Origin of the sequence: Nocardioides luti (assembly GCF_014212315.1) — a bacterium.
Classification (GTDB): domain Bacteria; phylum Actinomycetota; class Actinomycetes; order Propionibacteriales; family Nocardioidaceae; genus Nocardioides; species Nocardioides luti.
The window spans coordinates 1,074,521-1,096,268 of the sequence record NZ_JACKXE010000001.1; the positions used below are offsets into that span (position 1 = coordinate 1,074,521).

A 21,748-nucleotide genomic window follows, 5' to 3' on the forward strand; every position below is an offset into this window, starting at 1 on the left:
GCCACGCGCATCGTCCCGCCCCGGCGGTGGGCCGGGACGGGACGGTGGCGTGCGGGGTGAGCGAGCGATCAGCTGGACACGGCCGACGCGAGGTTGCCGAGCGAGTCCTCGAGCTGGGACTTCTGGACGAGCGGGAAGGGGATCTTCTCCAGCAGCGCCTTGTCGGTGACCTTGCTCCAGTCGTAGGTCAGCGTGACGTTCGTGGCGTCGGTGCCCTGCGCCTCGAGCTGCCAGACCCACTCCCAGCCAGGCGGGTCGGTGTCCGCCGGCGCGGTCTGCCAGGCGAGCAGGTGGTTCTTGTCGTAGCCGGTGACCGTGTTGTCGGTCTGGTAGTCCCCACCCATGTGCGGGCCGGTCATGTTCATCCGGAACACCTGCCCGGTGGCGGTGATGCGGTCGGTCTTCTCGTCGCTGACGACGAAGCCGGAGCCGTCGAGCTCGGTGTGCCGGGCGGGGTTGGAGAGGACGTCGAACACCGCGGTGGACGGGGCGTCGATCGTGCGCTGGACCTGGATCTTCGTGTCGTCGGTCATGCCTCCACCCTGCGTCGCGATCGGCGCCAACTCAAGGCCGACCGTGGCGGGCTCACTTGCGGGCGACCTCGGCCACGACGGCACGGTGGTCGGTGCCGGGGACGTCGACGGTGTGCGTGCCGAGCGCCGCGAGGCGCCGCCCGACCAGGACGTGGTCGATCTGCACCAGGGGCGGCAGGCCGACGCCGAGCAGCCCGCGGATGCCGTTCGAGGGCCAGGTCGGCTGCCAGCCCTCGTTGGCCAGCTCGGCCACCGACCGCAGGCCGAGGTCGCCGAGCGCCCGCATCGGCGGGTGGTCCAAAGTGGCGTTGAAGTCCCCCACCACGAGGTCCGGGTCCGCGTCCTCGACCGCCGCCCGGATCGCCGCGTGGTCGGCGCGCCACTGGGCGGGCTCCGTCGGGGCGTAGGGGTGCACCACCAGCAGCGTCAGCGCGTCGCCGACGTCCGGGTCGGTGACCCGGACCAGCCAGGACTCGTGGCCGGTGTCGACGGGCTCCGCGGTGCCCAGCAGGGTCCGCGAGAAGACCATCGTCCCGTCCGCGTCGAGCGCGTGCGCCTCCCCGATGCGGAACGGGAAGAGGTCGGCGAGCCCCGCCGCCTCCATGTCGGCCAGCTCCTCGGTCGTGACCTCCTCGACGACCAGCACGTCGACGTCCTCCTCCGAGGCCGTCCGCACCAGCTCGATCCCGTCGGCGTGACCGGCGTACAGGTTGGCCGTCATCACGACCAGCGTCCGCGCGCCGTCCGCCGGCGGCGGGTTCGCCCCGAGCAGCCGCGGCGCGAACCACACGGCGTGCAGCACCAGCCCGACGAGCGCCACCAGGGCGACCAGCGCCGGACCCGCCCCCGCGACCCCACGCCCGCGTCCCCCACCGCGCCGGCGGGCGAGCACCAGCACCAGAAGCGCGACGACCAGCACCACGGCGTACGCCGGGAGCGCCAGCGGCGTGAACGACTCCGCCCGGATCAGCCGCCCGGAGCCCGGGTCGGTCGCGCGGACCACCGTCAGGAAGGCGGCCGGGGCGAGGACCACGAGCGCCGCGAGCCCCAGGACCACCCCCCGCGCTCGCATGGGCGCCAATCTAGCGACGCGAGCGAGGTCCCGGACGTCCAGCACCTCCCGGGCGCTGCGGTCTACGCTGCGGCGTGCCCGAGTTCACCTGGCGACCGGCCAACGAGGCAGCACCCGAGGACGTCGAGGCGGTCCTCGGCACCGGCGGCGCCCGCAAGTGCCGCTGCCAGGCGCTCAAGTGCGCCGGGTGGATCTGGAGCGACACCACCCAGGAGCAGCGCGAGGCCGCCCTCGTCGAGCAGACCGCGTGCGGCACCGACGGGCCGACGTCCGGCCTGGTGGGGTACGTCGACGGCGAGCCGGCCGGGTGGGTCGCGGTCGAGCCGCGGGAGAACTACCCCCGCGTGTGGAGCCGCAAGAAGGACTGGATGCGCCGCGACCCCGAGCTCGCGGGCGTCTGGTCGGTCACGTGCTTCGTGGTCCGCCCGGGCTTCCGGCGCCAGGGCCTGACCTACGAGCTGGCCGCAGCGGCGGTGACCCACGCCCGGCAGGCCGGTGCCCACGTCCTCGAGGGCTACCCCACCGAGCCCGCGCCCGGCCGGACGGTCATCTGGGACGAGGCGTCGGTCGGGCTGCTGCAGGTCTTCCTCGACGCGGGGTTCGAGGTCGTCGCCTCCCCCACCCTGCGCCGCCGGGTGGTGCGGCACCGGTTCGACGGGTCCTGAGGGGCCTCAGAGCAGGACGAGGTCGTCGCGGTGCACGACCTCGCGCTCGTACGCCGCCCCGAGCTCGCGCTTGAGGTCGTGGGAGTTCTTGCCGACGAGCCCGGGGATCTCCTCGGCGTCGAAGTTCACCAGACCGCGGGCGACGGGGACGCCGTCCGGGCCGGCCAGGTCGACGGGGTCGCCGGCCGAGAAGGTGCCGGTCACCCCGGTGACGCCCGCGGCCAGCAGCGACGCCCGGCGCTCCACGACGGCCCGCACGGCGCCGGGGTCGAGCAGCACGGTTCCCTTGGACTCGGTCGCGTGCGCCAGCCACAGCAGTCGCGTGGGGCGCCGGCGGCCGGTCGCGTGGAAGAGGGTGCCGACCTGCTCGCCCGCCAGGGCCTGCGGCGCCTGGTCGGCGGCGGTGAGGACGACGGGGATGCCGGCGCCGGTGGCGATCCGCGCCGCGTCGACCTTGGTCTGCATGCCGCCGGTCCCGACGCCCGCGGCGCCGGTGCTGCCGAGGCGTACGTCGTCGAGGTCGGCCAGCGCGGTGACGTCGCTGATCAGGGTGCTGGCGGGGTCGGCCGGGTCCGCGTCGTACAGCCCGTCGACGTCGGACAGCAGCACCAGCAGGTCCGCGTGCACGAGGTGGGCGACGAGGGCGGCGAGCCGGTCGTTGTCACCGAAGCGGATCTCGGTGGTGGCGACGGTGTCGTTCTCGTTGACGATCGGGAGCACGCCGAGCTCGAGGAGCTTGGCGAAGGTCTGGGAGGCGTTGCGGTAGTGCGAGCGCCGGGTCACGTCGTCCAGCGTCAGCAGCACCTGGCCGGCGACGACGTCGTGGCGCGCCAGCTCCTCGGTGTAGCGGTGCACGAGCAGCCCCTGGCCCACCGAGGCGGCCGCCTGCTGGGCGGCCAGCGACCGCGGACGGCGGGTGAGGCCGAGCGGGCGCAGCCCGGCCGCGATCGCGCCGGACGAGACGAGCACGACCTCGACCCCGCGGGCCCGGAGCGCCCCGAGCGCGTCGACGAGGGCACGGACCCGGTCCGGGTCGATCCCCCCGGCGGCCGTGGTGAGCGACGACGACCCGACTTTGACCACGACGCGCCGCGCGGCGGTCACCGCAGGGCGCGGCGACCGGCTCCCCGCGGGGGCCTCGGACGGGGCGTCGGGCAGGCTCATGCGTCGGGGTCGTTCTCGGCCCAGTCGGGGTCGTTGCTCGAGCCGACGACGTACGCCTTGGGACCGTAGGTCTCGGGCTTGTCGAGGCGGCGGGCGACGTCGGCGCGGGTCTCGTTCTCGGCGCGGTCGGGCAGGGCCTCCTGGATCGCCTTGCGACGACCGTGGGCCGGGCGCTGCTCGTCGAAGCGCTGGTCCTCGCCACGGCGGCCGAGCATCTCGGCGCCGGCGTCGATCCCGGGCTTGAAGTCGAAGACGACGGCGTTGTCCGGGTCACCGATGAGGACGGTGTCGCCCTCCTGGCAGCCGAGCTGGACGAGGCGGGCCTCGACGCCGAGCTTGTTGAGCCGGTCGGAGAGGAAGCCGACGGCCTCGTCGTTGCTGAAGTCGGTCTGGCGGATCCAGCGCTCGGGCTTCTCGCCGCGCACCCGCCAGCCCTCGCCGGTCTCGGTGACGGTGAAGGCGTCGCTGCCGTCGGCCGACGGCGGGCGGAGCACGATCCGCTTGGCCTCGGTGACGGGCTTCTCGGCGCGCGCCCGCGCGACGATGCCGGCCATCGCGAAGGTCAGGTCGCGCATCCCCTCGCCGGAGGCGGCGGAGACGGGGAAGACGGTCAGGCCGCGCTCGCGCAGGTCGTCGATGACCATGTCGGAGATGTCGCGGCCGTCCGGGACGTCGATCTTGTTGAGGGCGATCAGGCGGGGGCGGTCCTCGAGGCCGCCGTACCGGCTGAGCTCGTTCTCGATGATGTCGAGGTCCTCGGCGGGGTTGCGGCCGGGCTCCATGGTCGCGGTGTCGAGCACGTGGACCAGGGCGGCGCAGCGCTCGATGTGGCGCAGGAAGTCGTGGCCGAGGCCGCGCCCCTCGCTGGCGCCCTCGATCAGCCCGGGCACGTCGGCGACGGTGAAGGTCGTCTCACCGGCCGTGACGACGCCGAGGTTCGGGACGAGGGTGGTGAAGGGGTAGTCCGCGATCTTGGGACGGGCCCGGCTCATCGCGGCGATCAGGCTGGACTTGCCGGCGCTGGGGAAGCCGACCAGGCCGATGTCGGCGACGACCTTGAGCTCGAGGCGGATCTCCCGCTCGTCGCCCGGCTCGCCGAGCAGCGCGAAGCCGGGGGCCTTGCGCTTGGAGGACGCGAGGGCGGCGTTGCCGAGCCCGCCGCGACCGCCCTGGGCGATCACCATCTCGGTGCCGGCACCGGTCAGGTCGGCCAGCACGTTGCCCTTGGCGTCCTTGACGACCGTGCCGTCCGGGACGGCCAGCACGAGGTCGGCGGCGTGCGCGCCGTTCTTGTGCGAGCCCGCGCCGTGCCCGCCGTTCTCGGCCTTGCGCTTGGGGCTGTGGTGGTAGTCCACCAGCGTGGTCACGTCGGGGTCGACCCGCAGGATGATCGAGCCGCCGGGGCCGCCGTTGCCGCCGTCGGGGCCGCCGAGGGGCTTGAACTTCTCCCGGTGCACCGACGCGACACCGTGACCGCCCCGGCCCGCGGCGACGTGCAGCGAGACCTGGTCGACGAAGGTCGGGACAGCCATGGGGGTTCCTACTCTCGGTGGTGGAGGTGGTTGCCTGGCAACCGTCTCGCCCGGTGGTTGAGGAGGTTGCGAAGCAACCGTCTCACCCGGTGGTTGAGGAGGTTGCGAAGCAACCGTCTCGCCCGGTGGTTGAGGAGGTTGCGAAGCAACCGTCTCGAAACCACGAAAGGCGCCCCGATCACGGGACGCCCTTCGTGTGAAGTCTGCTGAGGGAGCGTCAGGTCACTCGCCCGGGACGATGTTGACGACCCGGCGACCACGACGCGTGCCGAACTCGACGGCACCGCCGACGAGCGCGAACAGGGTGTCGTCACCGCCGCGGCCGACGCCGCTGCCCGGGTGGAAGTGCGTGCCGCGCTGGCGCACGATGATCTCGCCGGCGTTGACCAGCTGACCGCCGTACCGCTTGACACCGAGACGCTGGGAGTTCGAGTCGCGCCCGTTCTTGGTGGACGCGGCGCCCTTCTTGTGAGCCATGAGTTCAGTCCTTCTTCGCTGTGAGCCTGACGAGATCCGAGCCGGGGCTCAGAGCGAGATGTCGGTGACCTTGACCTGGGTGTACTTCTGGCGGTGACCCTGGCGCTTCTTGTAACCGGTCTTGTTCTTGTACTTCTGGATGATGATCTTGGGGCCCTTGGTGGCACCGAGCACCTCGACGGTCACGGAGGCCTTGTCGAGCGCCTTCGCGTCGGAGGTGATGGTCTCGCCGTCGACGGCCAGCACCACGGGAAGCGTGATGGTCTCGCCGACCCCGGTGGTCACCTTGTCGATCTCGATGACGTCGCCCACGGCAACCTTCTGCTGCTTGGCGCCTGCGCGCACGATCGCGTACACCGCGGTCTCCTTCATCTTTGCGTTCAACGTCCGGGTCTGCGGCACGCCTGAAACCCCTTCTCGGGGCCGGATGCACTGCAGGAGGCGCGCGTGTCCGCGCACCGAGGGTCAATACTACGGATCCGGCGCCCCCACCGCAAAACGGTGTCCGGGGGCGCCGGTCCGGGGAGCTCAGCGCTTGCGCGAGCCCTTCTTCTTGATCGGGACGTGGCCCACGGGGTGGCCCTCGCCGTTGTCGCCGGGCTCGTGCACCGCGGTGCCGGGCTCGACGGTGCCGGACACCGGCGGGGCGCCCACGGTGCCCGTGGTCGCCGCGCTGGTCGCTGCACCGGTCGAGGCGCTGGCCTCGGGAGTGCTCGCGGGCGGTCCGGCCGGACGGCTCGCGCTGCGGCCGCGGGTCCGGGTGATGACCTTGGGCGGCTCGGGCGCCGTCGCCGGGGCGACGGGCTCGGGCGCCACCGGGGCCGGCTCGGCCACCGGCACGCTGACGGTCATCGGCTCCGCCGGCGAGGTGGTGGTCGTCGTCGGGCGGCTGGCGCTGCGGCGCCGCGAGCGGGTCACGACCTTCGGCGGCTCGCTCGCGCTGCCGGCCTCCGGGGACGGCTCGGCGGCCGGGGCGGCCTCCTGCCTCACCGGGGCGGCCGCGGCGGGAGCCTCGGTCAGGGTCTCGGGCGCCTCGGAGGGCGGGGCCACGGGGGTGCTGTCGGCCGGGGCCTCGTCGACCGGGCGCGCCTTGTCGGCGTTCTCCGGCTTCGCCACCGAGGCGACGTACGACGGGGAGGGCACCGCGCCCTTGTCGGCGGGGCTGTCGGCGCGCTCCTGCGAGCCGCGCTCCTGGTCGCCACCGCGGCCACGACCGCGGCCGCCGTCGCGACCACCGTCACGGCCTCCGTCGCGACCGCCACGGTTGCCGTTGTCGCCGCGACCGCTGTCGGAGCGGTGGTCGCCCTTGTCGGACGAGCCCTGGTCCTGCTGGCCGCCCTGGTTGCCCTGGTCGTCGCCGCCACGGCCGCCGCGGCTGCGGCGTCCGCCGCCGCTGCGCCGGCCACCGTCGTCGTCGCCCGACCGGCCCGGGTCGACGGGCGTGTCCTGGATGACGACGCCACGGCCCTGGCAGTGCGAGCAGTTCTCGCTGAAGGACTCCACGAGCCCGGTGCCGATCCGCTTGCGCGTCATCTGCACGAGGCCGAGCGAGGTCACCTCGGCGACCTGGTGACGGGTCCGGTCGCGGCCCAGGCACTCGACGAGGCGCCGGAGCACCAGGTCGCGGTTGGACTCGAGGACCATGTCGATGAAGTCGATGACGATGATGCCGCCGATGTCGCGGAGCCGGAGCTGGCGCACCATCTCCTCGGCCGCCTCGAGGTTGTTCTTGGTGACGGTCTCCTCGAGGTTGCCCCCGGAGCCGGTGAACTTGCCGGTGTTGACGTCGACGACGGTCATCGCCTCGGTGCGGTCGATGATCAGCGAGCCGCCGGAGGGCAGCCAGACCTTGCGGTCGAGGCCCTTGGCGATCTGCTCGTCGATCCGGAACGCGCCGAAGCTGTCCTTGCCGTTGTTCGCGCCGCGGTCGTAGCGCTCGAGACGCTCCTCGAGGTCGGGCGCGACGTGCTGGACGTAGCTCTGGACCGTGTCCCAGGCGTCCTCGCCCTCGATGACCAGCTTCGCGAAGTCCTCGGTGAAGAGGTCGCGGACGACCTTGAGGGTCAGGTCCGGCTCGCCGTACAGCAGCTGCGGGGCGCTGCCCTTGACCTTGCCCTCGATGTCCTCCCAGCGCGCCTTGAGCCGCTCGACGTCGCGCGTCAGCTCGTCCTCGCTGGCGCCCTCGGCGGCGGTGCGGACGATGACGCCCGCGGTGTCCGGGACGATCTCCTTGAGCAGCGTCTTGAGGCGCTGGCGCTCGGTGTCGGGCAGCTTGCGGGAGATGCCGCTGGTGGTGCCGTCGGGCACGTACACCAGGAAGCGGCCGGCCAGGCTGACCTGGCTGGTGAGCCGGGCGCCCTTGTGGCCGATCGGGTCCTTGGTGACCTGCACGAGGATCGGCTGGCCCGAGGTGAGGACCGACTCGATCTTGCGGGGCGCGCCGTCCTTGTGGCCGAGCGCGGACCAGTTGACCTCACCGGCGTACAGCACCGCGTTGCGGCCCTTGCCGATGTCGATGAACGCCGCCTCCATGGAGGGCAGCACGTTCTGGACGCGGCCGAGGTAGACGTTGCCGATGATCGACGTCTGCGACTCGCGGGCCACGTAGTGCTCGACGAGCACCTTGTCCTCGAGGACGGCGATCTGGGTCAGGTCCTCGCGCTGGCGGATGACCATGACGCGCTCGACGGCCTCGCGGCGGGCGAGGAACTCCGCCTCGCTGACGATCGGGGCGCGGCGGCGGCCCGCCTCGCGACCGTCGCGGCGGCGCTGCTTCTTGGCCTCGAGGCGGGTCGAGCCGGAGATCGCGGTGATCTCGTCCTCGGCGTTGCGCGGCCGGCGGACGCGGGTGGTGGTGTTCTCCGGGTCGTCGGAGCCCCCGTCGTCGTCACCGGTACGGCGCCGGCGACGGCGGCGACGGGACGAGCCCTCGCCCCCGGGCTCGTCGGAGTCGCCGTCAGCGTCCTTGTCCTCGGCGCCGCGGTTGCCGCCCTGCTTGGCGTCCTGCTTGCCGTCCTGGCCGGACTGCTTGGCGTCCTGGCGACCGCCGCCGTTGCCCTGCCGGCCGTCCTGGCGGTTGTCGTCGTCGTTGGTGTCGCCGTCGCCGGACTTGCGGCGGCGGCGTCCCCCGCGACGGCGGCGACGGCGGCCGGTGCCGCCCTCGTTGTCGTCGCTCTCGTTGTCGTTGTCGCCCTCGGCGTCGTCCGCGCTGTCGTCCGCGGTGCCGTCGGCGTCGTCGGTGTCGTCCGACGCGGCGTCGGCCTGCGGGGCGTCGTCGGTGGCGGCGGCCTCGGCCGGCGTCTCCTCCTCGTCCTCGACGGGCTTCGCGGCGGCGCGCTTGCGCGGCTGCGAGCGCTTGCGGGCCGGGGCCTTGGTCTCCTCGGCGGGCGCCTCGGCAGGCGTCTCGTCCGACGCAGCCTCGGCCGCGGCGGTCTCGTCGGCCGTCGCGTCGGCGGGGGCCTCGACCGGCGCAGCCGCCTTCTTGCGGGTGCGGCGGGCCGGGCGGGTGGTGACCTCGGGAGCCTGGAACAGCACGCTCGGGGCGCCGGCGGCCTCGCCGGTCGCGGCGGCCGGGACCTGGGCCGCGACGGCGTCGGGTGCGACCTCGACGGAGGTCGGCTGGCCGGTCGTGTCGGTCTGCTCGGCCGGGGCCTCGGCCTTGGCGGCCGCGGTCTTGCGCGTGGTGGTGCGCTTCGCCGGGGCCCGCTTGACGGCCTTGGTGACCGGCGCGGCGTCCGCGGCGGGGGCCTCGGCGGCCGGGGCGTCGACCTCGGGCAGCGGCTCGTCGGCGACGGCGGCCTTCTTGGCGGCGGCCTTCTTCGCCGGGGCCTTCTTGGCGGCGGCCTTCTTCGCCGGGGCCTTCTTCGCAGCGGTCTTCTTCGCGGCGGCCTTCTTGGCCGGCGGGGCCTCGCTGGTCACCGGTGCGGTGTCCGGTGAGTCGGTGGTGGGGGTCGATTCGTCGACCGGGTTGTCATCGAGCATGGTGCGCTCCTCGGCCCGCCGCACGGGGCGGCGGACGGTCCGACGTCGCAGACCCGGGAACTCAAGACCGGCGACGCAAAGCCTTCTGGTGGCGGCGACAGTCTCCGCTGCGCGTCACTGGCGGCGAGTCCGTCACCTGCCGCGGTCAGCGAGCCCACGCGGCAGGTCGCTGTCACCGAACCTGCCTGGCCGCGTCGCGGTCTGGCGACGACCTGCCCCCACTGTGCCGGACCGCTACGGTCCGGCGAGAACGTCGTCGGGTCGACGGCCTGCTCGCTCCTTCGACCGTGCTGGGCACGAGCTCGGGAAACCACTTGACGTCAACCACGGCGAGTATCGCACACCGCGCGGCGATCGCGGCCACGACGACACCGCGACGACGCGCGACGACGCCGCGGCGACCTAGGGGGTCGGGGCGGCCGGGCGCAGCGGATCGCCGATCGAGCCGTCGGTCTCGTCGAGCGGGCCCTGCGCCAGCCGGGTCAGGAGCGGCGCCTGCCCGGCGTCCAGGCCGGCGACGCTCGCGAGCCCGGTGAGGACGTCGTCGGGACGGACGGCGGGCACGGCGTGTCGCAGCACCAGGTCCAGGCGCGAGCCGGTCCCCTCGGGGGCGGGCTCGACCGCGAGCGCGAGCACGGCGGCCCGGCAGTCGAACTCGCGCAGGCCCTTCTTCGTCATCCGCTCCACGCTGACCGACGCGGTCGCGAGGAACGTCTCGACGGCGGTCCGGGCGACCTCGGGGGTCGCCGGCACGTGGATCTGCCAGTGGCTGGCCTCGAGCCGGTCGGCGAGCGAGCCGCCCGGCGACTCGACGACCTCGACGACGTCGAGCCCGTCGGGCAGCGCCTCGTCGAGGAGCGCGTGCACGGCCGCCGGGTCGACGACCTCGGCGAGGCCGATCTCGAGGTACTCCGCCTCGCTGGCCGACCCGGTCGGCGAGGCGCCGGCGTACGAGATCCGGGGGTGCGGGTTGAAGCCCGAGGAGTAGGCCATCGGGATCCGGGCGCGGAAGACCGCGCGCTCGAAGGCCCGGCTGAAGTCGCGGTGGCTCGTGAAGCGGAGCCGGCCGCGCTTGGCGTACTGGATCCGGAGTCGCTGGACGGGCGGGGCTTGTTGCTCGGGCTGTTCACGCACCGGCCAACCTTACGGCGCGAGGGCCTGCTTCATCCCCATCGACGGGTAGACCGTGCTGACCCGCACCCCGCCCAGCCAGGCCGTCAGCCGGTCCGCCTCGACGCGCAGGGCGGCCACGGCCTCCGCCCCGACGTCCTCGAGGAGGGACAGCACGACCACGCCGTCGGGGTCCTGGACCCAGCAGCCGACGATCCGGCCGTCCCACCACGCGGTGGTGCCGGCGTTGCCGTTGCGGTCGAAGAGCAGGTCCGTGTGCGGGCCGAGGTAGAAGTCGCGCTCCTTCCACCCCATCACGGTCGGGTCGAGGACCGGCAGGAGCGCCGCCCACGGCTCGACCGGGTCGACCGCGTCGAGGTCGTCGGCGAGCACCCAGCCCGTCCCGCCCCCCTCGAGCGCGACCTCGACGGCCCCGACGTCCTCCAGTGCCGTGCCGACGGCGCCCTTGGTCCCGCCGAGCCACCACTGCAGGTCCGCGGCGGTGCCCGGGCCGAAGGTGCGCAGCCACCGGCCGACCAGCTCGGCGTACCCGGCGCGCGGGGTCCACGGCTCCGGCAGCGGCTCCCCCAGCCAGCTCTCCATCGCCGTCCACTGCGGGCGGGACGTGCGCCAGTGGCCACCGTTGCGGCCCCGCACGATGTCGCCCTCGACGCCGAGCTGGGTGAGCACCCGCGGCGCGATGGCGACGTTCGCGCCGTACGCCGTGCCGGCGGCCAGGTCCATGCGCGCGTCGACCTCGGGGACGGACTCACGGATCGCCTGGGCGCCGAGCTCCACGCCACCGTCCAGCCGGGCCTTCACCGCAGCGCACGCGGTGTCGAGCCAGGCGGCGCCGTCCTCGGCGATCCCGGCCATGGCGACCTCCTTGGCCAGCCGGGCGCGGAGCGCGGCGGCGACCCGGGCCGAGGCGCTCCCCCAGGCGGCGGGCAGCAGGTCCCGGGGGAAGACGAACAGCGTGCGGCGCATCGCCAGCTGCTTGACCAGGCTCCGCTGCTCGTAGAGGGCGGCGTCGACGTCGGCCACGCCCAGACCGTCGACCCGCGCGTGCAGGGAGAGGTAGACCGTGGCCGGCTCGGTCGCGTGCAGCACCGTCATCGCCCGGGTCGCGGCCACGGGGTCCGCGGCCCGGCGGCCGGGCGCGATCGCGTGCCGCCGGGCGATCCGGGCGCGGCGCTCGTCGTCGCTCAGGTGACGCATGCCGCCATCCTGCCGGAGCCCACCCCCACCGCCCGCTCGCCGCCCGCGGCGCGCCTGAGAGGATCGGGCGAGTGACCGCCCGCCGTACCTCCCTCGTGATCCTGACCGGGCTCGTCCTGCTCTCTCTCAACCTGCGCCCCGCCGCCGTCAGCGTCGGCCCCGTGCTCGCCGAGATCCGCGCGACCCTGGGGATGTCCCCGGCCGCGGCCGGGCTGCTCACGTCGCTGCCGGTCCTGGCGTTCGCCGTCTTCGGGGCGCTGGCGCCGACCGCCGCGGCCCGCCTCGGCGTGCACCGGGTGACGCTGCTGGCGCTCGTCGCCGCGGTCGTCGGGCTGGCCGGGCGCGCGGCGACGAGCAGCGAGGCGCTCTTCCTGGCGCTCTCGATGCTCGCGCTCGGCGGGATGGCGATGGCGAACGTGCTGCTCCCCTCCCTGGTGAAGCTGCACTTCCCGGACGCCGTCGGCCGGGTCACCGCGATCTACTCGACCGCCCTCGCCGTCGGCCTGACGAGCTCGCTGCTGCTGACCGTGCCCGTGTCCGACGCCGGCGGCAGCTGGCGCTGGGGGCTCGGGCTCTGGGCCGTGCTCGCGCTGCTCTCCGCGCTGCCGTGGATCGGGCTGGTCGCGCACGACCGCACCCTCGAGAGCGGCGAGCGCAGCGTCCGGTGGTCCGACGTCGCCCGCACCCGGCTCGGCTGGGCGATGGCGGCGTTCTTCGGGCTGCAGTCGATGCAGGCGTACGCCGTGTTCGGCTGGTTCGCCCAGCTCTGGCGCGACAACGGCTACTCCGCCGGCCAGGCCGGCGCCCTCGTCGCGCTGCTCGCCGGCGTCTCGATCCCGCTCTCGCTCTGGGCGCCCGCGGCCGTCGCGCGGCGTGACGACCAGGCGCGGATCCTGCTCGCCGTGATGCTCTGCTACCCCGTGGGGTACGTCGGCCTGATGGTCGCCCCGCACGACCTGGCGATCCTCTGGGCGCTGTTCGTCGGCGTCGGCGCGGTCACCTTCCCGATCGTGCTCGTCCTGATCGGCCTGCGCGCCCGCACCCCGCAGGGCACCGCCGCCCTGTCGAGCTTCACCCAGTCGACGGGCTACCTGCTCGCCGCGGTCGGACCCTTCGGCGTCGGCACGCTCTACGACGCCACCGGCGGCTGGACCGCGCCGCTCGTGCTGCTGACCGCGCTGATGGTGCCCCAGATCGCCGCGGGGATGTACGTCGCGCGTCCGGCGAAGATCGAGGACCAGCTGCGGTCCTGAGGCGTCATGCGGCGCCGCCTCGACGGCCAGCACTCAGCCGGGCAGCGGCCGCACCATCAGCGACGTGGCCGGCGCGAAGCCGCCCCGGGCGTAGAACGGTACGGACCGCTCGCTGGGGCTGAGCACGACCCGGGCGAAGCCCTCGGCGTCGGCGTACGCCGTGCAGGCGGCGAGCAGCCGGGACCCGAGGCCCCCGTCGCGGTGGGCGGGGAGGACGTAGAAGTTCGCGAGGTAGCCCCAGCGGTTCCCGGCCGGGTGCCCCGGTCGGGGCATCCGCGTGAAGACGAGCAGGTTGAGCATCGCGACGGGCTCGCCGGCCACGAGCCCCAGCCAGGTCACGCGCTGGTGCTGCTCGACCTCGAGCCACGCCTCGAAGCGCTCGGTGAACCCGTCGTCCTCGATCGGCCCGCCGGCCAGCTCCTCGGTCCACACCCGGCGCAGGCCCGCGACCGCGTCCCGGTCGTCCCAGGTCGCGCGGCGGATCTCGACGGGCACGGGGTCGGGCACGGATCGACGAGTCGCAGCCGGACTCAGACGACCGACAGCGGCAGCAGCTGCTTGCCGGTGGGGCCGATCTGGATCTCGGTGTTCATCTCCGGGCAGACGCCGCAGTCGTAGCAGGGCGTCCAGCGGCAGTCCTCGACCTCGACGTCGGTGGACGGGTCGATCGCGTCCTCCCAGTCCGCCCACAGCCAGTCCTTGTCGAGCCCGGAGTCGAGGTGGTCCCAGGGCAGGACCTCGTCGTACTCCCGCTCGCGGGTGGTGTACCACTCGAGGTCGACACCGGTGCCGGCCAGCGCGGTGGCGGCGGACTCGGCCCAGCGGTCGTAGGAGAAGTGCTCGCTCCAGCCGTCGAAGCGGCCGCCGTCGCGCCAGACCTGCTCGATCACGGCGCCGACGCGGCGGTCGCCGCGCGAGAGCAGTCCCTCGATGGTGCCGGGCTTGCCGTCGTGGTAGCGGAAGCCGATCGCGCGACCGAACTTCTTGTCCTCGCGGACGGTGTCGCGCAGCTTCTTCAGGCGCGCGTCCGTGGTCTCATGGTCGAGCTGCGAGGCCCACTGGAACGGCGTGTGCGGCTTCGGCACGAAGCCGCCGATCGAGACCGTGCAGCGGATGTCGTTGCGCCCGGAGACCTCGCGGCCCTTGGCGATCACCTTGCGCGCGAGGTCCGCGATCTGCAGGACGTCCTCGTCGGTCTCGGTCGGGAGGCCGACCATGAAGTACAGCTTCACCTGGCGCCAGCCGTGGGAGTACGCCGTGGCGACGGTCCGGATCAGGTCCTCCTCGGTGACCATCTTGTTGATCACCTTGCGCATCCGCTCGGAGCCGCCCTCGGGGGCGAAGGTCAGCCCGGAGCGGCGGCCGTTGCGGGAGAACTCGTTGGCGAGCGAGATGTTGAACGCGTCGACGCGGGTCGAGGGCAGCGAGAGCGAGACGTTCGAGCCCTCGTAGCGGTCGGCGAGCCCCTTGGCGAGGTCGCCGATCTCGGTGTGGTCGGCACTGGAGAGCGAGAGCAGGCCGACCTCCTCGAAGCCGGACTTGCGGATGCCGTTCTCGACCATCGCGCCGATCGTCTCGAGCGAGCGCTCGCGGACCGGGCGGGTGATCATGCCGGCCTGGCAGAAGCGGCAGCCGCGCGTGCAGCCGCGGAAGATCTCCACCGAGAAGCGCTCGTGGACGGTCTCGGCGAGCGGGACCAGCGGCTTGGCGGGGTAGGGCCAGGCGTCGAGGTCCATCAGCGTGTGCTTGCGGATGCGGTAGGGGATGCCGGGCCGGTTGGGCACGACGGCCTCGATCGAGCCGTCCTCGGCGTACACGACGTCGTAGAACTTCGGCACGTAGATGTTGCCGGTGACCGCGAGCCGGCGCAGCAGCTCGTCGCGACCGCCGGTGCGGCCCTCGGCCTTCCACTCGCGCACGACCTCGGAGATCGCGAGCACGACCTCCTCGCCGTCGCCGAGGACGGCCGCGTCGAGGAACGCCGCGACCGGCTCGGGGTTGAACGCCGCGTGGCCGCCGGCCAGCACGATCGGGTCGTCGTCGCCGCGGTCGACCGCGTGCAGCGGGATGCCGGCCAGGTCGAGGGCGTTGAGCATGTTCGTGTAGCCGAGCTCGGTCGAGAAGCTCAGGCCGAAGACGTCGAAGTCGCGGACCGGGCGGTGCGCGTCGACCGTGAACTGCGGGATCGGCCCGTCGGCGTCGCCCTGCCGCATCACGGCCTCCATGTCAGGCCACACGGAGTAGGTGCGCTCGGCGAGGATCCAGTCGCGCTCGTTGAGCACCTCGTAGAGGATCTGGACGCCCTGGTTGGGCAGCCCGACCTCGTAGGCGTCGGGGTACATCAGCGCCCAGCGGACGGTCTCGCCGTCACCCGTGGCGTCCGCGCCGCAGTCCCACTCCTTGACCGTCGAGTTGAGCTCGCCGCCGACGTACTGGATCGGCTTCGAGACCGACGGGAGTCGGGGCTCGAGACGGGCGAAGACGCTCTCGCCTCGCTGTCGCAGGTCGGAACCCAGTCCGGGCACGGCGGAACCTCTCACAAGCGGGGAACGGAATCCCCAAGGGTACGTCGGGCGCCGCCCGCGGGGCCAACCGGAGAAGCCACCCCGCCCCTTGCGGGCGGTGGGCCGGCGCGGGAGCATCCGGGGCATGGGTGACGTGAGGCAGGGGCGCTGGGGCGCCCGCATCGACGGGGACTTCGTGGTCTTCCTCATCGGGGCGCAGATCGACCCGCGCCACCCGGTCCGGACGCTGCGCGACCTCGGGGGCATGCGCGGGATGCCCTACATGCTCCAGCACCTCACCGAGCACCCCGAGAAGGGGCTGCTGCACTACGAGACCTACGGCCTCACCTTCAACGTGCAGTACTGGCGCTCCTTCGAGCACCTCGAGCGGTTCGCGCGCGACGACAGCGCCCCGCACGTCCCGGCCTGGCGCAACTACTGGCGCCGCGTCGGAAGCGACCCGCGCTCGGGCATCTGGCACGAGACGTTCCTCGTGCGCGACGGGGAGTACGAAGCGGTCTACGCCAACACCGAGCCCCGTGGCCTCGGCCGGGCCGGCGACCTGGTCAGCCTGCGGGAGGACTCCCGCGCCCGCGGCCGCCTCAAGCGACTGACCACGACCGACGGGCCCGGCGACCGGGCGGCGGACCGGGCGGACTAGCCGACGCCGGGACCGGTCTCGTCCAGCTCCGCGAGCTCGGCGTACGCCGCCCGGGCGCGCGCGAGCTCGACGGTCGCCGCCTCGATGAGCTCCTCGAGTCCGAGGACGCCGAAGCGGTTCGAGACCGCCTGGACGGCCTCCGAGATGGCCGGGTCGATGGGGTGCCCACTCGTGGTCGCGGTCATGGCTCCATCCCAGCACACCGCGACGCCGGGGTCAGGGAGCGACGTCCGCGGAGCGTGCCGCGGCCGCGGCCGACGTGGCCCGGAGCTCGACGGCCGGCATCAGCAGCAGGATCAGGAACGCGAGGACGCCGACGCCCGAGGCGATCAGGAAGACCCGGGCCATCGAGTCGGCGAACCCGACCTTGAAGGGGTGCGCGAGCACCGGGTCCATCCGGTCCACGATCGACGAGTCGTCCTGGACCTGCCCGAGCACGCCACCGTCCGCGGTCGGGTGCTGGAGCGAGTCGATGACGGCGCCGTCCAGCGGGTCCGCGCGGACCTCCGGGTCGCGCACGGTCTGCTGCCAGGCCGCGGTCTGGGCGTCGGCGCGCACGGCGGACTGGATGTTGCCGCCCACGCTGCCGAACAGGATGGACAGGAAGATCGCGACGCCGAGCGTTCCGCCGATCTGGCGGAAGAAGGTCGCCGAGCTCGACGCGACCCCGATCTCGGTGGGCGGCACCGCGCTCTGCAGGATCAGCAGCAGCGGTTGCATGCAGCACCCGAGGCCCAGGCCGAGCACGAACATGGACCCGCTCACCAGCGGCAGCCAGGTGTCCGCGCCCACCTGCGACAGCAGGAAGAGCCCGACGACGACGAGGGCGGACCCCACGATCGGGAAGAGCCGGATGCGGCCCGTCCGCGAGATCACCTGGCCGGACCCGATCGACGCGGTCATCATCCCGAGCACCATCGGGAGCATCAGGAAGCCGGAGACCATCGGTGAGGCCCCGTGCACGATCTGCATGTAGAGCGGCAGCAGCATGATGCCCCCGAACATCGCCATGCCGACGATGACGCTGGCCGAGATCGTCACGGCCGCCGCCCGGATCCGGAAGAGCCGCAGCGGGATCAGCGCCGCGTCGCCCATCCGGGCCTCGGCCACGACGAAGCCGACCAGGCCGAGCCCGCCGACGACGTACGCCGTGAGCGAGCGCGGGTCTCCCCAGCCCCACTCGCGCCCCTGCTCGGCCACGGTCAGCAGCGGCACCAGCGTGACGACGAGGAACGTCGCGCCCCACCAGTCGATGCGCACCTCGCGGCGGTGGTGGTGCACGTGCAGGGTGCGCGCGACGACGAACAGCGCGGCGATGCCGATCGGCACGTTCACGAGGAAGACCCAGCGCCAGCCGGAGACGCCGAGCAGCGTCCCCTGCCCGGCGAAGAAGCCGCCGACGACGGGGCCGAGGACGCTCGACGTCCCGAACATCGCCATGAAGTAGCCGGTGTAGCGGGCCCGCTCGCGCGGCGACACGATGTCACCGATGATCGCGAGCACCAGCGTGAAGAGGCCGCCGGCACCCAGGCCCTGGAAGGCGCGGAACGCCGCCAGCATGTACATCGACGAGGCGAACGAGCACAGCGCGGAGCCGAGGATGAAGACGGTGATCGAGAACATGAAGAGCTTCTTGCGCCCGTACAGGTCGCCGAGCTTGCCGTAGATCGGCGTCGTGATCGTCGAGGTGATGAGGTAGGCCGTCGTCACCCAGGCCTGGACGCTGAGACCGTTCAGGTCGTCGGCGATGGTCCGGATCGCGGTGCTCACGATCGTCTGGTCGAGGGCGCCGAGGAACATGCCCATCATCAGGCCCGACAGGATCGTCAGGATCTGGGCGTGGGAGTACTCGCCGGTCTCGGCAGGCTGGGCGGGTACGGCGCTCGTGGTCATCGCCGAGCAGCGTAGACCCGTGGCCACGGCGAGTCCGTAGGGTTTCGGCATGGACGCGACGACCCGGCCCCGGATCACCTGGACCACCCTGACGCCCCCGCTGGCGCTGGTCGTCCTCGCGCTCAGCTGGGGCCGGCACCCCGGCACCCCGGTCGTGGCCCTGATCGCCGTCGTGCTGATCGGGGCGGTGCTGGCCGCCGTGCACCACGCCGAGGTCGTGGCGCACCGGGTCGGCGAGCCCTTCGGCTCGCTGGTGCTGGCGGTCGCGGTCACCGTGATCGAGGTGGCGCTGATCGTCACGCTGATGATCACCGCGGACAAGGACACCTCCGGGCTCGCCCGCGACACCGTCTTCGCCGCCGTGATGATCTCGATGAACGGCATCGTCGGGCTGGCGCTGCTCGTCGCGGCGCTGAAGCACCACCTGGCGGTCTTCAACCCCGAGGGCACCGGCTCGGCCCTCGCCACCGTCGTCACGCTGGCGGGCGTGGCGCTGGTCCTCCCCCGCTTCACGACCACCGAGCCGGGGGCGGAGTTCTCCTCCTCCCAGCTGGCCTTCGCCGCGGTGGCGTCGCTGGCGCTCTACGCGATGTTCGTCTTCACCCAGACCATCAGGCACCGCGACTTCTTCCTGCCCGTCGCGACCGGCAAGGGGCCGGTCGACGCCGACGGCGACGGGCACGCCGACCCGCCCTCGAACCGCGAGGCGTGGACCAGCCTGGCGCTGCTGGTGGTCGCCCTGGTGGCCGTCGTCGGGCTGGCCAAGGTGGAGTCCCCCGCCATTGAGGACGCGGTCGCCGCGCTGGGCTTCCCCCAGGCGTTCGTCGGCGTCGTGATCGCCCTGCTCGTGCTGCTGCCGGAGTCGATCGCCGCCGTGCGCGCCGCCGCCCGCAACAACACCCAGATCAGCCTGAACCTCGCCTACGGCTCCGCGATGGCCTCGATCGGGCTCACGATCCCGACCATCGCGGTGGCCAGCATCTGGCTCGACGGTCCGCTGGCGCTGGGCCTGGACTCGATGCAGATCGTGCTGCTGTTCCTCTCCGTGATCGTCTCCGTGCTGACGGTCGTCCCCGGCCGGGCCAAGCCGCTGCAGGGCGGGGTGCACCTGGTGCTGCTCTCGGCGTACCTCTTCCTCTCGATCAAGCCCTGACCTCTCGCTCCTTCCTCCCCACCCGCCGCGGTGACGGGTTTCACGTCCGGCGAGCCGGGGCAGGGTCGCCGTAGACGATCCAGCGCCACGGGGGCGCGAAGGGGGAGACCATGAGCGAGCTCCAGGTGGAGATCCCGCAGCTGCGCGGCTTCGGGCACAAGTTCGAGACGTTCGGGACCGGCAACGTCGGCCAGACCGGTGGGAACACCCGGTTGCAGGCCGGCATGACGTCCGACATGGACGGCCTGCTGGACCTGATCGCGCCGGCCATCAAGGCCACGGCGGACCGGTTCGCCGACCACTACGACGACCTGGCCAAGGTGGTCGAGGCCACCGGCACCGCGCTGGTGAAGACGGCCGACGACTACGCGAAGGTAGACATCGCCGTGGCCCGGGCGATGGACAAGTCCGCGGTCTCGACCGGTGGGGTCACCGAGAGCCCGATGGGCTCGGGCGGTGCCTGGCAGGAGACCAGCGTGCTGGGCCAGTGCCACGGCGCGGAGGCGGACCCGGCGGCCGAGATCCGCAGCCACATGGATGCCGACGTACGCGCCATCGACTGGGTCTTCAGCAAGTTCACCGGCCACCACATCACCGAGCCGATCGACTCGATCGTCGGCAACTGGACCACCCTCACCGCCCGCGGGCTGGCGTGGGAGGACACCTCGAAGATGCTCAAGGCGCACGGCGACGACGTGCTCGCCAACACCGCCAACATCGACGGCGTCTGGGACGGCGTCGCCGCCACGTCGTTCAAGGCCTACGGCACCAAGCTCGGCGACGGGCTGCACGCCGAGTCGGAGATCCCGCTGGCCATCAAGATGGCGCTCGACAAGCTGGCCTCCAGCTGGAAGGAGCTCTACCAGAGCTGCGTGGACCTCCTCCAGGAGGTCATCCACGACGTCGAGATCGGCGCCGCCGCGCTGGCCGCCGGCTGGTGGTGCGGGGTCGGCGAGGCGGTCGCCGCCAAGAAGTGCGAGGAGGCGCTGGTCGCTTTCTACCGCGCGTACAAGATCGTGAAGATGGTCAAGCGGGTCATCACCGTGGCCAACCTCGCGGTCAAGGGCTTCGAGAAGCTGGTCGACGCCTACGACCTCGCGACCCACATCCCCCAGGCCATCGAGGGCGAGATCCAGGACCTCAAGGACCTGATGAGCGAGCTCGGCTCGATCCCCGACCACCTCGACAACCTGTCGCACCTCGGCGACACCCCCACCTCGCCCTACGGAGGTCCGCGTGCCCCCCACGTCCCCGCATGAGACCCGCCCCGACCCGTCGGCGCTGATCCGCGAGACCCTCGCGCCGCTCGAGGACGAGATCGCCGAGGCCGACCAGGTGGTCGCCGACAACCGGGCCTACCTCGCCGAGAAGCGGTCCCGCGGCCTCGACCCGGAGACCAAAGAGCTGCTCGAGCAGGCCGCGCGCAGCCCCGAGGCGCCCGACTCCCTGCGCAAGCTCGCGACCCAGGTCGAGCGCGGCCAGATCACCTGGGACGACGTCTTCCGCGGCGGCGCCGGCGAGCTGGGCCGGGAGTTCCTCAGCGACGCCTTCCGGGTCGCCTCCGAGCACGTCTCCCCCGAGCCGGTCACCCCCGTCGAGCCGCCGCCGGAGGCCCTGGCGCAGGGTGTGGACCCCACCGCGGTGCAGGATGAGATGTCACAGACGCTCGAGGAGGCCCGCATGGAGCACGACCGGATCTGGCGCGAGGCGCTGGAGTGAACGGCGCCGACGTCCTGCGTGACCGCGAGGAGCTGCGACCGCGGCTCGAGCCGTTCCTCGAGGACGGTGAGTCGCTCGACGTGGCGATCCGCGCCTCCTCGCGGCCGGCCAAGGCCGTGAAGATGGTCGCGATGGAGGCCTGGCCGTTCTTCCACGAGAAGGACAAGTTCCTCCTCGTCGCCACCGACCGGCGCTGGCTCGTGCTCGAGTCGGCCAAGGAGAAGTTCGAGGGCGACCTGCACGTCCGCGGCACCTTCGACCGGTCGATCCGCGTCGAGACCTCGTGGCTGACCCGCTTCGACGGGTTCGACCAGCCGTACGCCGTCGACCCGATCTACGAGCTCTGGGCGGTCGCCGCCAACGACGCCCTCGAGACCCGCGCCGCGGGTGGCTCCTGGGACCTCGCCACCGCCGCCGACGGCCTCACCGCCGACGACAACGACCGCGTCACCGAGGCCCTCGGCGACGTGGTCATGAAGGTCGGCAAGCTCGTCCCCCGGCGGCGCGCGAAGTCCTGAGGCCCGGTGGTTGAGGAAGGCGCGCTAGCGCCTGTCTCGAAACCACCCCATGCGGTGGTTGAGGAGGTTGCCGCCTCCGGTGGTTGAGGAGGTTGCGCTAGCAACCGTCTCGAAACCACCCCAACGGTGGTTGAGGCGCCTCCCGGTGGTGGAGGAAGGCGCCGCCTTCGGTGGTTGAGGAGGTTGCGCTAGCAACCGTCTCGAAACCACCTCACCCCTCTACGACTCGAGGCCGCCGGTGGTCCGGCCTCTGCCCGCCTGGACGTAGTTCCGGTGTAGGGAATTGATAGAGGAT

At 72.8% G+C, this 21,748-nt stretch carries 20 protein-coding genes; 7 read left to right on the forward strand and 13 right to left on the reverse strand.

Annotated features, from left to right (window positions below; translation table 11 throughout):
• Positions 1-68: 68 nt before the first annotated feature.
• Both H5V45_RS05085 and H5V45_RS05090 read right to left on the reverse strand, forming a co-directional pair.
• Positions 69-533 (reverse strand): SRPBCC family protein, encoded by a 465-nt coding sequence (locus H5V45_RS05085; protein WP_185251938.1) that lies wholly within the window; start codon positions 531-533, stop codon positions 69-71.
• Positions 534-585: 52 nt separating this feature from the next.
• Positions 586-1,605 carry an endonuclease/exonuclease/phosphatase family protein gene (locus H5V45_RS05090; protein WP_185251939.1) on the reverse strand — a complete coding sequence of 340 codons (1,020 nt, stop codon included), beginning with the start codon at positions 1,603-1,605 and terminating at the stop codon, positions 586-588.
• Between the two features lie 74 nt (positions 1,606-1,679).
• On the opposite strand from H5V45_RS05090, the gene H5V45_RS05095 reads away from it, so the two are divergent.
• A complete protein-coding gene (locus H5V45_RS05095; protein WP_185251940.1) occupies positions 1,680-2,270 on the forward strand; it encodes a GNAT family N-acetyltransferase in 591 nt (196 codons plus the stop codon).
• A 6-nt stretch (positions 2,271-2,276) separates the two neighbouring features.
• Here H5V45_RS05095 and proB read toward each other — a convergent pair whose 3' ends face one another.
• From proB to H5V45_RS05130, 7 genes are all read right to left on the reverse strand, one after another.
• Positions 2,277-3,434 (reverse strand): glutamate 5-kinase, encoded by a 1,158-nt coding sequence (proB, locus tag H5V45_RS05100; protein WP_185251941.1) that lies wholly within the window; start codon positions 3,432-3,434, stop codon positions 2,277-2,279.
• On the reverse strand, positions 3,431-4,966 hold the full coding sequence (gene obgE / locus H5V45_RS05105) for a GTPase ObgE (RefSeq protein WP_185251942.1): 1,536 nt from the start codon (positions 4,964-4,966) through the stop codon (positions 3,431-3,433). Before obgE ends, proB begins: the two co-directional genes overlap by 4 nt.
• Before the next feature lie 222 nt (positions 4,967-5,188).
• Positions 5,189-5,443: a 50S ribosomal protein L27 gene (gene rpmA, locus H5V45_RS05110; protein ID WP_185251943.1), complete on the reverse strand. Its 255-nt coding sequence runs from the start codon at positions 5,441-5,443 to the stop codon at positions 5,189-5,191.
• Positions 5,444-5,491: 48 nt separating this feature from the next.
• Positions 5,492-5,800: a 50S ribosomal protein L21 gene (gene rplU / locus H5V45_RS05115; protein WP_185254476.1), complete on the reverse strand. Its 309-nt coding sequence runs from the start codon at positions 5,798-5,800 to the stop codon at positions 5,492-5,494.
• Between the two features lie 171 nt (positions 5,801-5,971).
• Positions 5,972-9,424 carry an Rne/Rng family ribonuclease gene (locus H5V45_RS05120; RefSeq protein WP_185251944.1) on the reverse strand — a complete coding sequence of 1,151 codons (3,453 nt, stop codon included), beginning with the start codon at positions 9,422-9,424 and terminating at the stop codon, positions 5,972-5,974.
• Between the two features lie 402 nt (positions 9,425-9,826).
• Positions 9,827-10,558 (reverse strand): TIGR03936 family radical SAM-associated protein, encoded by a 732-nt coding sequence (locus H5V45_RS05125; RefSeq protein ID WP_185251945.1) that lies wholly within the window; start codon positions 10,556-10,558, stop codon positions 9,827-9,829.
• A 9-nt stretch (positions 10,559-10,567) separates the two neighbouring features.
• Positions 10,568-11,752: a winged helix DNA-binding domain-containing protein gene (locus H5V45_RS05130; protein ID WP_185251946.1), complete on the reverse strand. Its 1,185-nt coding sequence runs from the start codon at positions 11,750-11,752 to the stop codon at positions 10,568-10,570.
• Positions 11,753-11,823: 71 nt separating this feature from the next.
• Between H5V45_RS05130 and H5V45_RS05135 the strand changes: the two genes are divergently transcribed.
• Positions 11,824-13,005, forward strand: a complete 1,182-nt coding sequence (locus tag H5V45_RS05135; RefSeq protein ID WP_343061427.1) for an MFS transporter — start codon at positions 11,824-11,826, stop codon at positions 13,003-13,005.
• 33 nt (positions 13,006-13,038) lie between these two features.
• On the opposite strand, the gene H5V45_RS05140 is transcribed toward H5V45_RS05135, so the two are convergent.
• Both H5V45_RS05140 and H5V45_RS05145 read right to left on the reverse strand, forming a co-directional pair.
• Positions 13,039-13,512, reverse strand: coding sequence for a GNAT family N-acetyltransferase (locus tag H5V45_RS05140; protein WP_185251947.1), 474 nt, complete (start codon positions 13,510-13,512; stop codon positions 13,039-13,041).
• A gap of 23 nt (positions 13,513-13,535) precedes the next feature.
• Positions 13,536-15,521: a TIGR03960 family B12-binding radical SAM protein gene (locus H5V45_RS05145; RefSeq protein WP_246416087.1), complete on the reverse strand. Its 1,986-nt coding sequence runs from the start codon at positions 15,519-15,521 to the stop codon at positions 13,536-13,538.
• A 133-nt stretch (positions 15,522-15,654) separates the two neighbouring features.
• Between H5V45_RS05145 and H5V45_RS05150 the strand changes: the two genes are divergently transcribed.
• Positions 15,655-16,170, forward strand: a complete 516-nt coding sequence (locus tag H5V45_RS05150; protein ID WP_185251948.1) for a DUF4188 domain-containing protein — start codon at positions 15,655-15,657, stop codon at positions 16,168-16,170.
• Here H5V45_RS05150 and H5V45_RS05155 read toward each other — a convergent pair.
• Both H5V45_RS05155 and H5V45_RS05160 read right to left on the reverse strand, forming a co-directional pair.
• Complete coding sequence (locus H5V45_RS05155) at positions 16,167-16,355, reverse strand: hypothetical protein (RefSeq protein ID WP_185251949.1); 189 nt, start codon at positions 16,353-16,355, stop codon at positions 16,167-16,169. The two genes, H5V45_RS05150 and H5V45_RS05155, sit on opposite strands and share 4 nt — an antisense overlap.
• A 31-nt stretch (positions 16,356-16,386) precedes the next feature.
• Complete coding sequence (locus H5V45_RS05160; RefSeq protein WP_185251950.1) at positions 16,387-18,063, reverse strand: MDR family MFS transporter; 1,677 nt, start codon at positions 18,061-18,063, stop codon at positions 16,387-16,389.
• Between the two features lie 49 nt (positions 18,064-18,112).
• On the opposite strand from H5V45_RS05160, the gene H5V45_RS05165 reads away from it, so the two are divergent.
• The 4 genes from H5V45_RS05165 to H5V45_RS05180 all read left to right on the forward strand — a co-directional run bounded on the left by H5V45_RS05165 (position 18,113) and on the right by H5V45_RS05180 (position 21,453).
• Entirely contained in the window at positions 18,113-19,216 is a 1,104-nt protein-coding gene (locus H5V45_RS05165) for a calcium:cation antiporter (RefSeq protein WP_185251951.1), read from the forward strand.
• Positions 19,217-19,326: 110 nt separating this feature from the next.
• A complete protein-coding gene (locus tag H5V45_RS05170) occupies positions 19,327-20,475 on the forward strand; it encodes a type 1 periplasmic-binding domain-containing protein (protein ID WP_185251952.1) in 1,149 nt (382 codons plus the stop codon).
• Positions 20,453-20,935, forward strand: coding sequence for a hypothetical protein (locus H5V45_RS05175; RefSeq protein ID WP_185251953.1), 483 nt, complete (start codon positions 20,453-20,455; stop codon positions 20,933-20,935). The genes H5V45_RS05170 and H5V45_RS05175 overlap by 23 nt, the downstream gene beginning before the upstream one ends.
• Positions 20,932-21,453 (forward strand): hypothetical protein, encoded by a 522-nt coding sequence (locus H5V45_RS05180; protein ID WP_185251954.1) that lies wholly within the window; start codon positions 20,932-20,934, stop codon positions 21,451-21,453. Before H5V45_RS05175 ends, H5V45_RS05180 begins: the two co-directional genes overlap by 4 nt.
• Positions 21,454-21,748 lie beyond the last annotated feature (295 nt).

Bases quoted from the DNA above. Each gene is read 5' to 3' on its own strand.
- H5V45_RS05085 (WP_185251938.1), bottom strand. From the start codon at position 533: ATGACCGACGACACGAAGATCCAGGTCCAGCGCACGATCGACGCCCCG.
- H5V45_RS05090 (WP_185251939.1), bottom strand. From the start codon at position 1,605: ATGCGAGCGCGGGGGGTGGTCCTGGGGCTCGCGGCGCTCGTGGTCCTC.
- proB (WP_185251941.1), bottom strand. From the start codon at position 3,434: ATGAGCCTGCCCGACGCCCCGTCCGAGGCCCCCGCGGGGAGCCGGTCG.
- obgE (WP_185251942.1), bottom strand. From the start codon at position 4,966: ATGGCTGTCCCGACCTTCGTCGACCAGGTCTCGCTGCACGTCGCCGCG.
- rpmA (WP_185251943.1), bottom strand. From the start codon at position 5,443: ATGGCTCACAAGAAGGGCGCCGCGTCCACCAAGAACGGGCGCGACTCG.
- H5V45_RS05120 (WP_185251944.1), bottom strand. From the start codon at position 9,424: ATGCTCGATGACAACCCGGTCGACGAATCGACCCCCACCACCGACTCA.
- H5V45_RS05130 (WP_185251946.1), bottom strand. From the start codon at position 11,752: ATGCGTCACCTGAGCGACGACGAGCGCCGCGCCCGGATCGCCCGGCGG.
- H5V45_RS05150 (WP_185251948.1), top strand. From the start codon at position 15,655: ATGGGTGACGTGAGGCAGGGGCGCTGGGGCGCCCGCATCGACGGGGAC.
- H5V45_RS05155 (WP_185251949.1), bottom strand. From the start codon at position 16,355: ATGACCGCGACCACGAGTGGGCACCCCATCGACCCGGCCATCTCGGAG.
- H5V45_RS05160 (WP_185251950.1), bottom strand. From the start codon at position 18,063: ATGACCACGAGCGCCGTACCCGCCCAGCCTGCCGAGACCGGCGAGTAC.
- H5V45_RS05165 (WP_185251951.1), top strand. From the start codon at position 18,113: ATGGACGCGACGACCCGGCCCCGGATCACCTGGACCACCCTGACGCCC.
- H5V45_RS05170 (WP_185251952.1), top strand. From the start codon at position 19,327: ATGAGCGAGCTCCAGGTGGAGATCCCGCAGCTGCGCGGCTTCGGGCAC.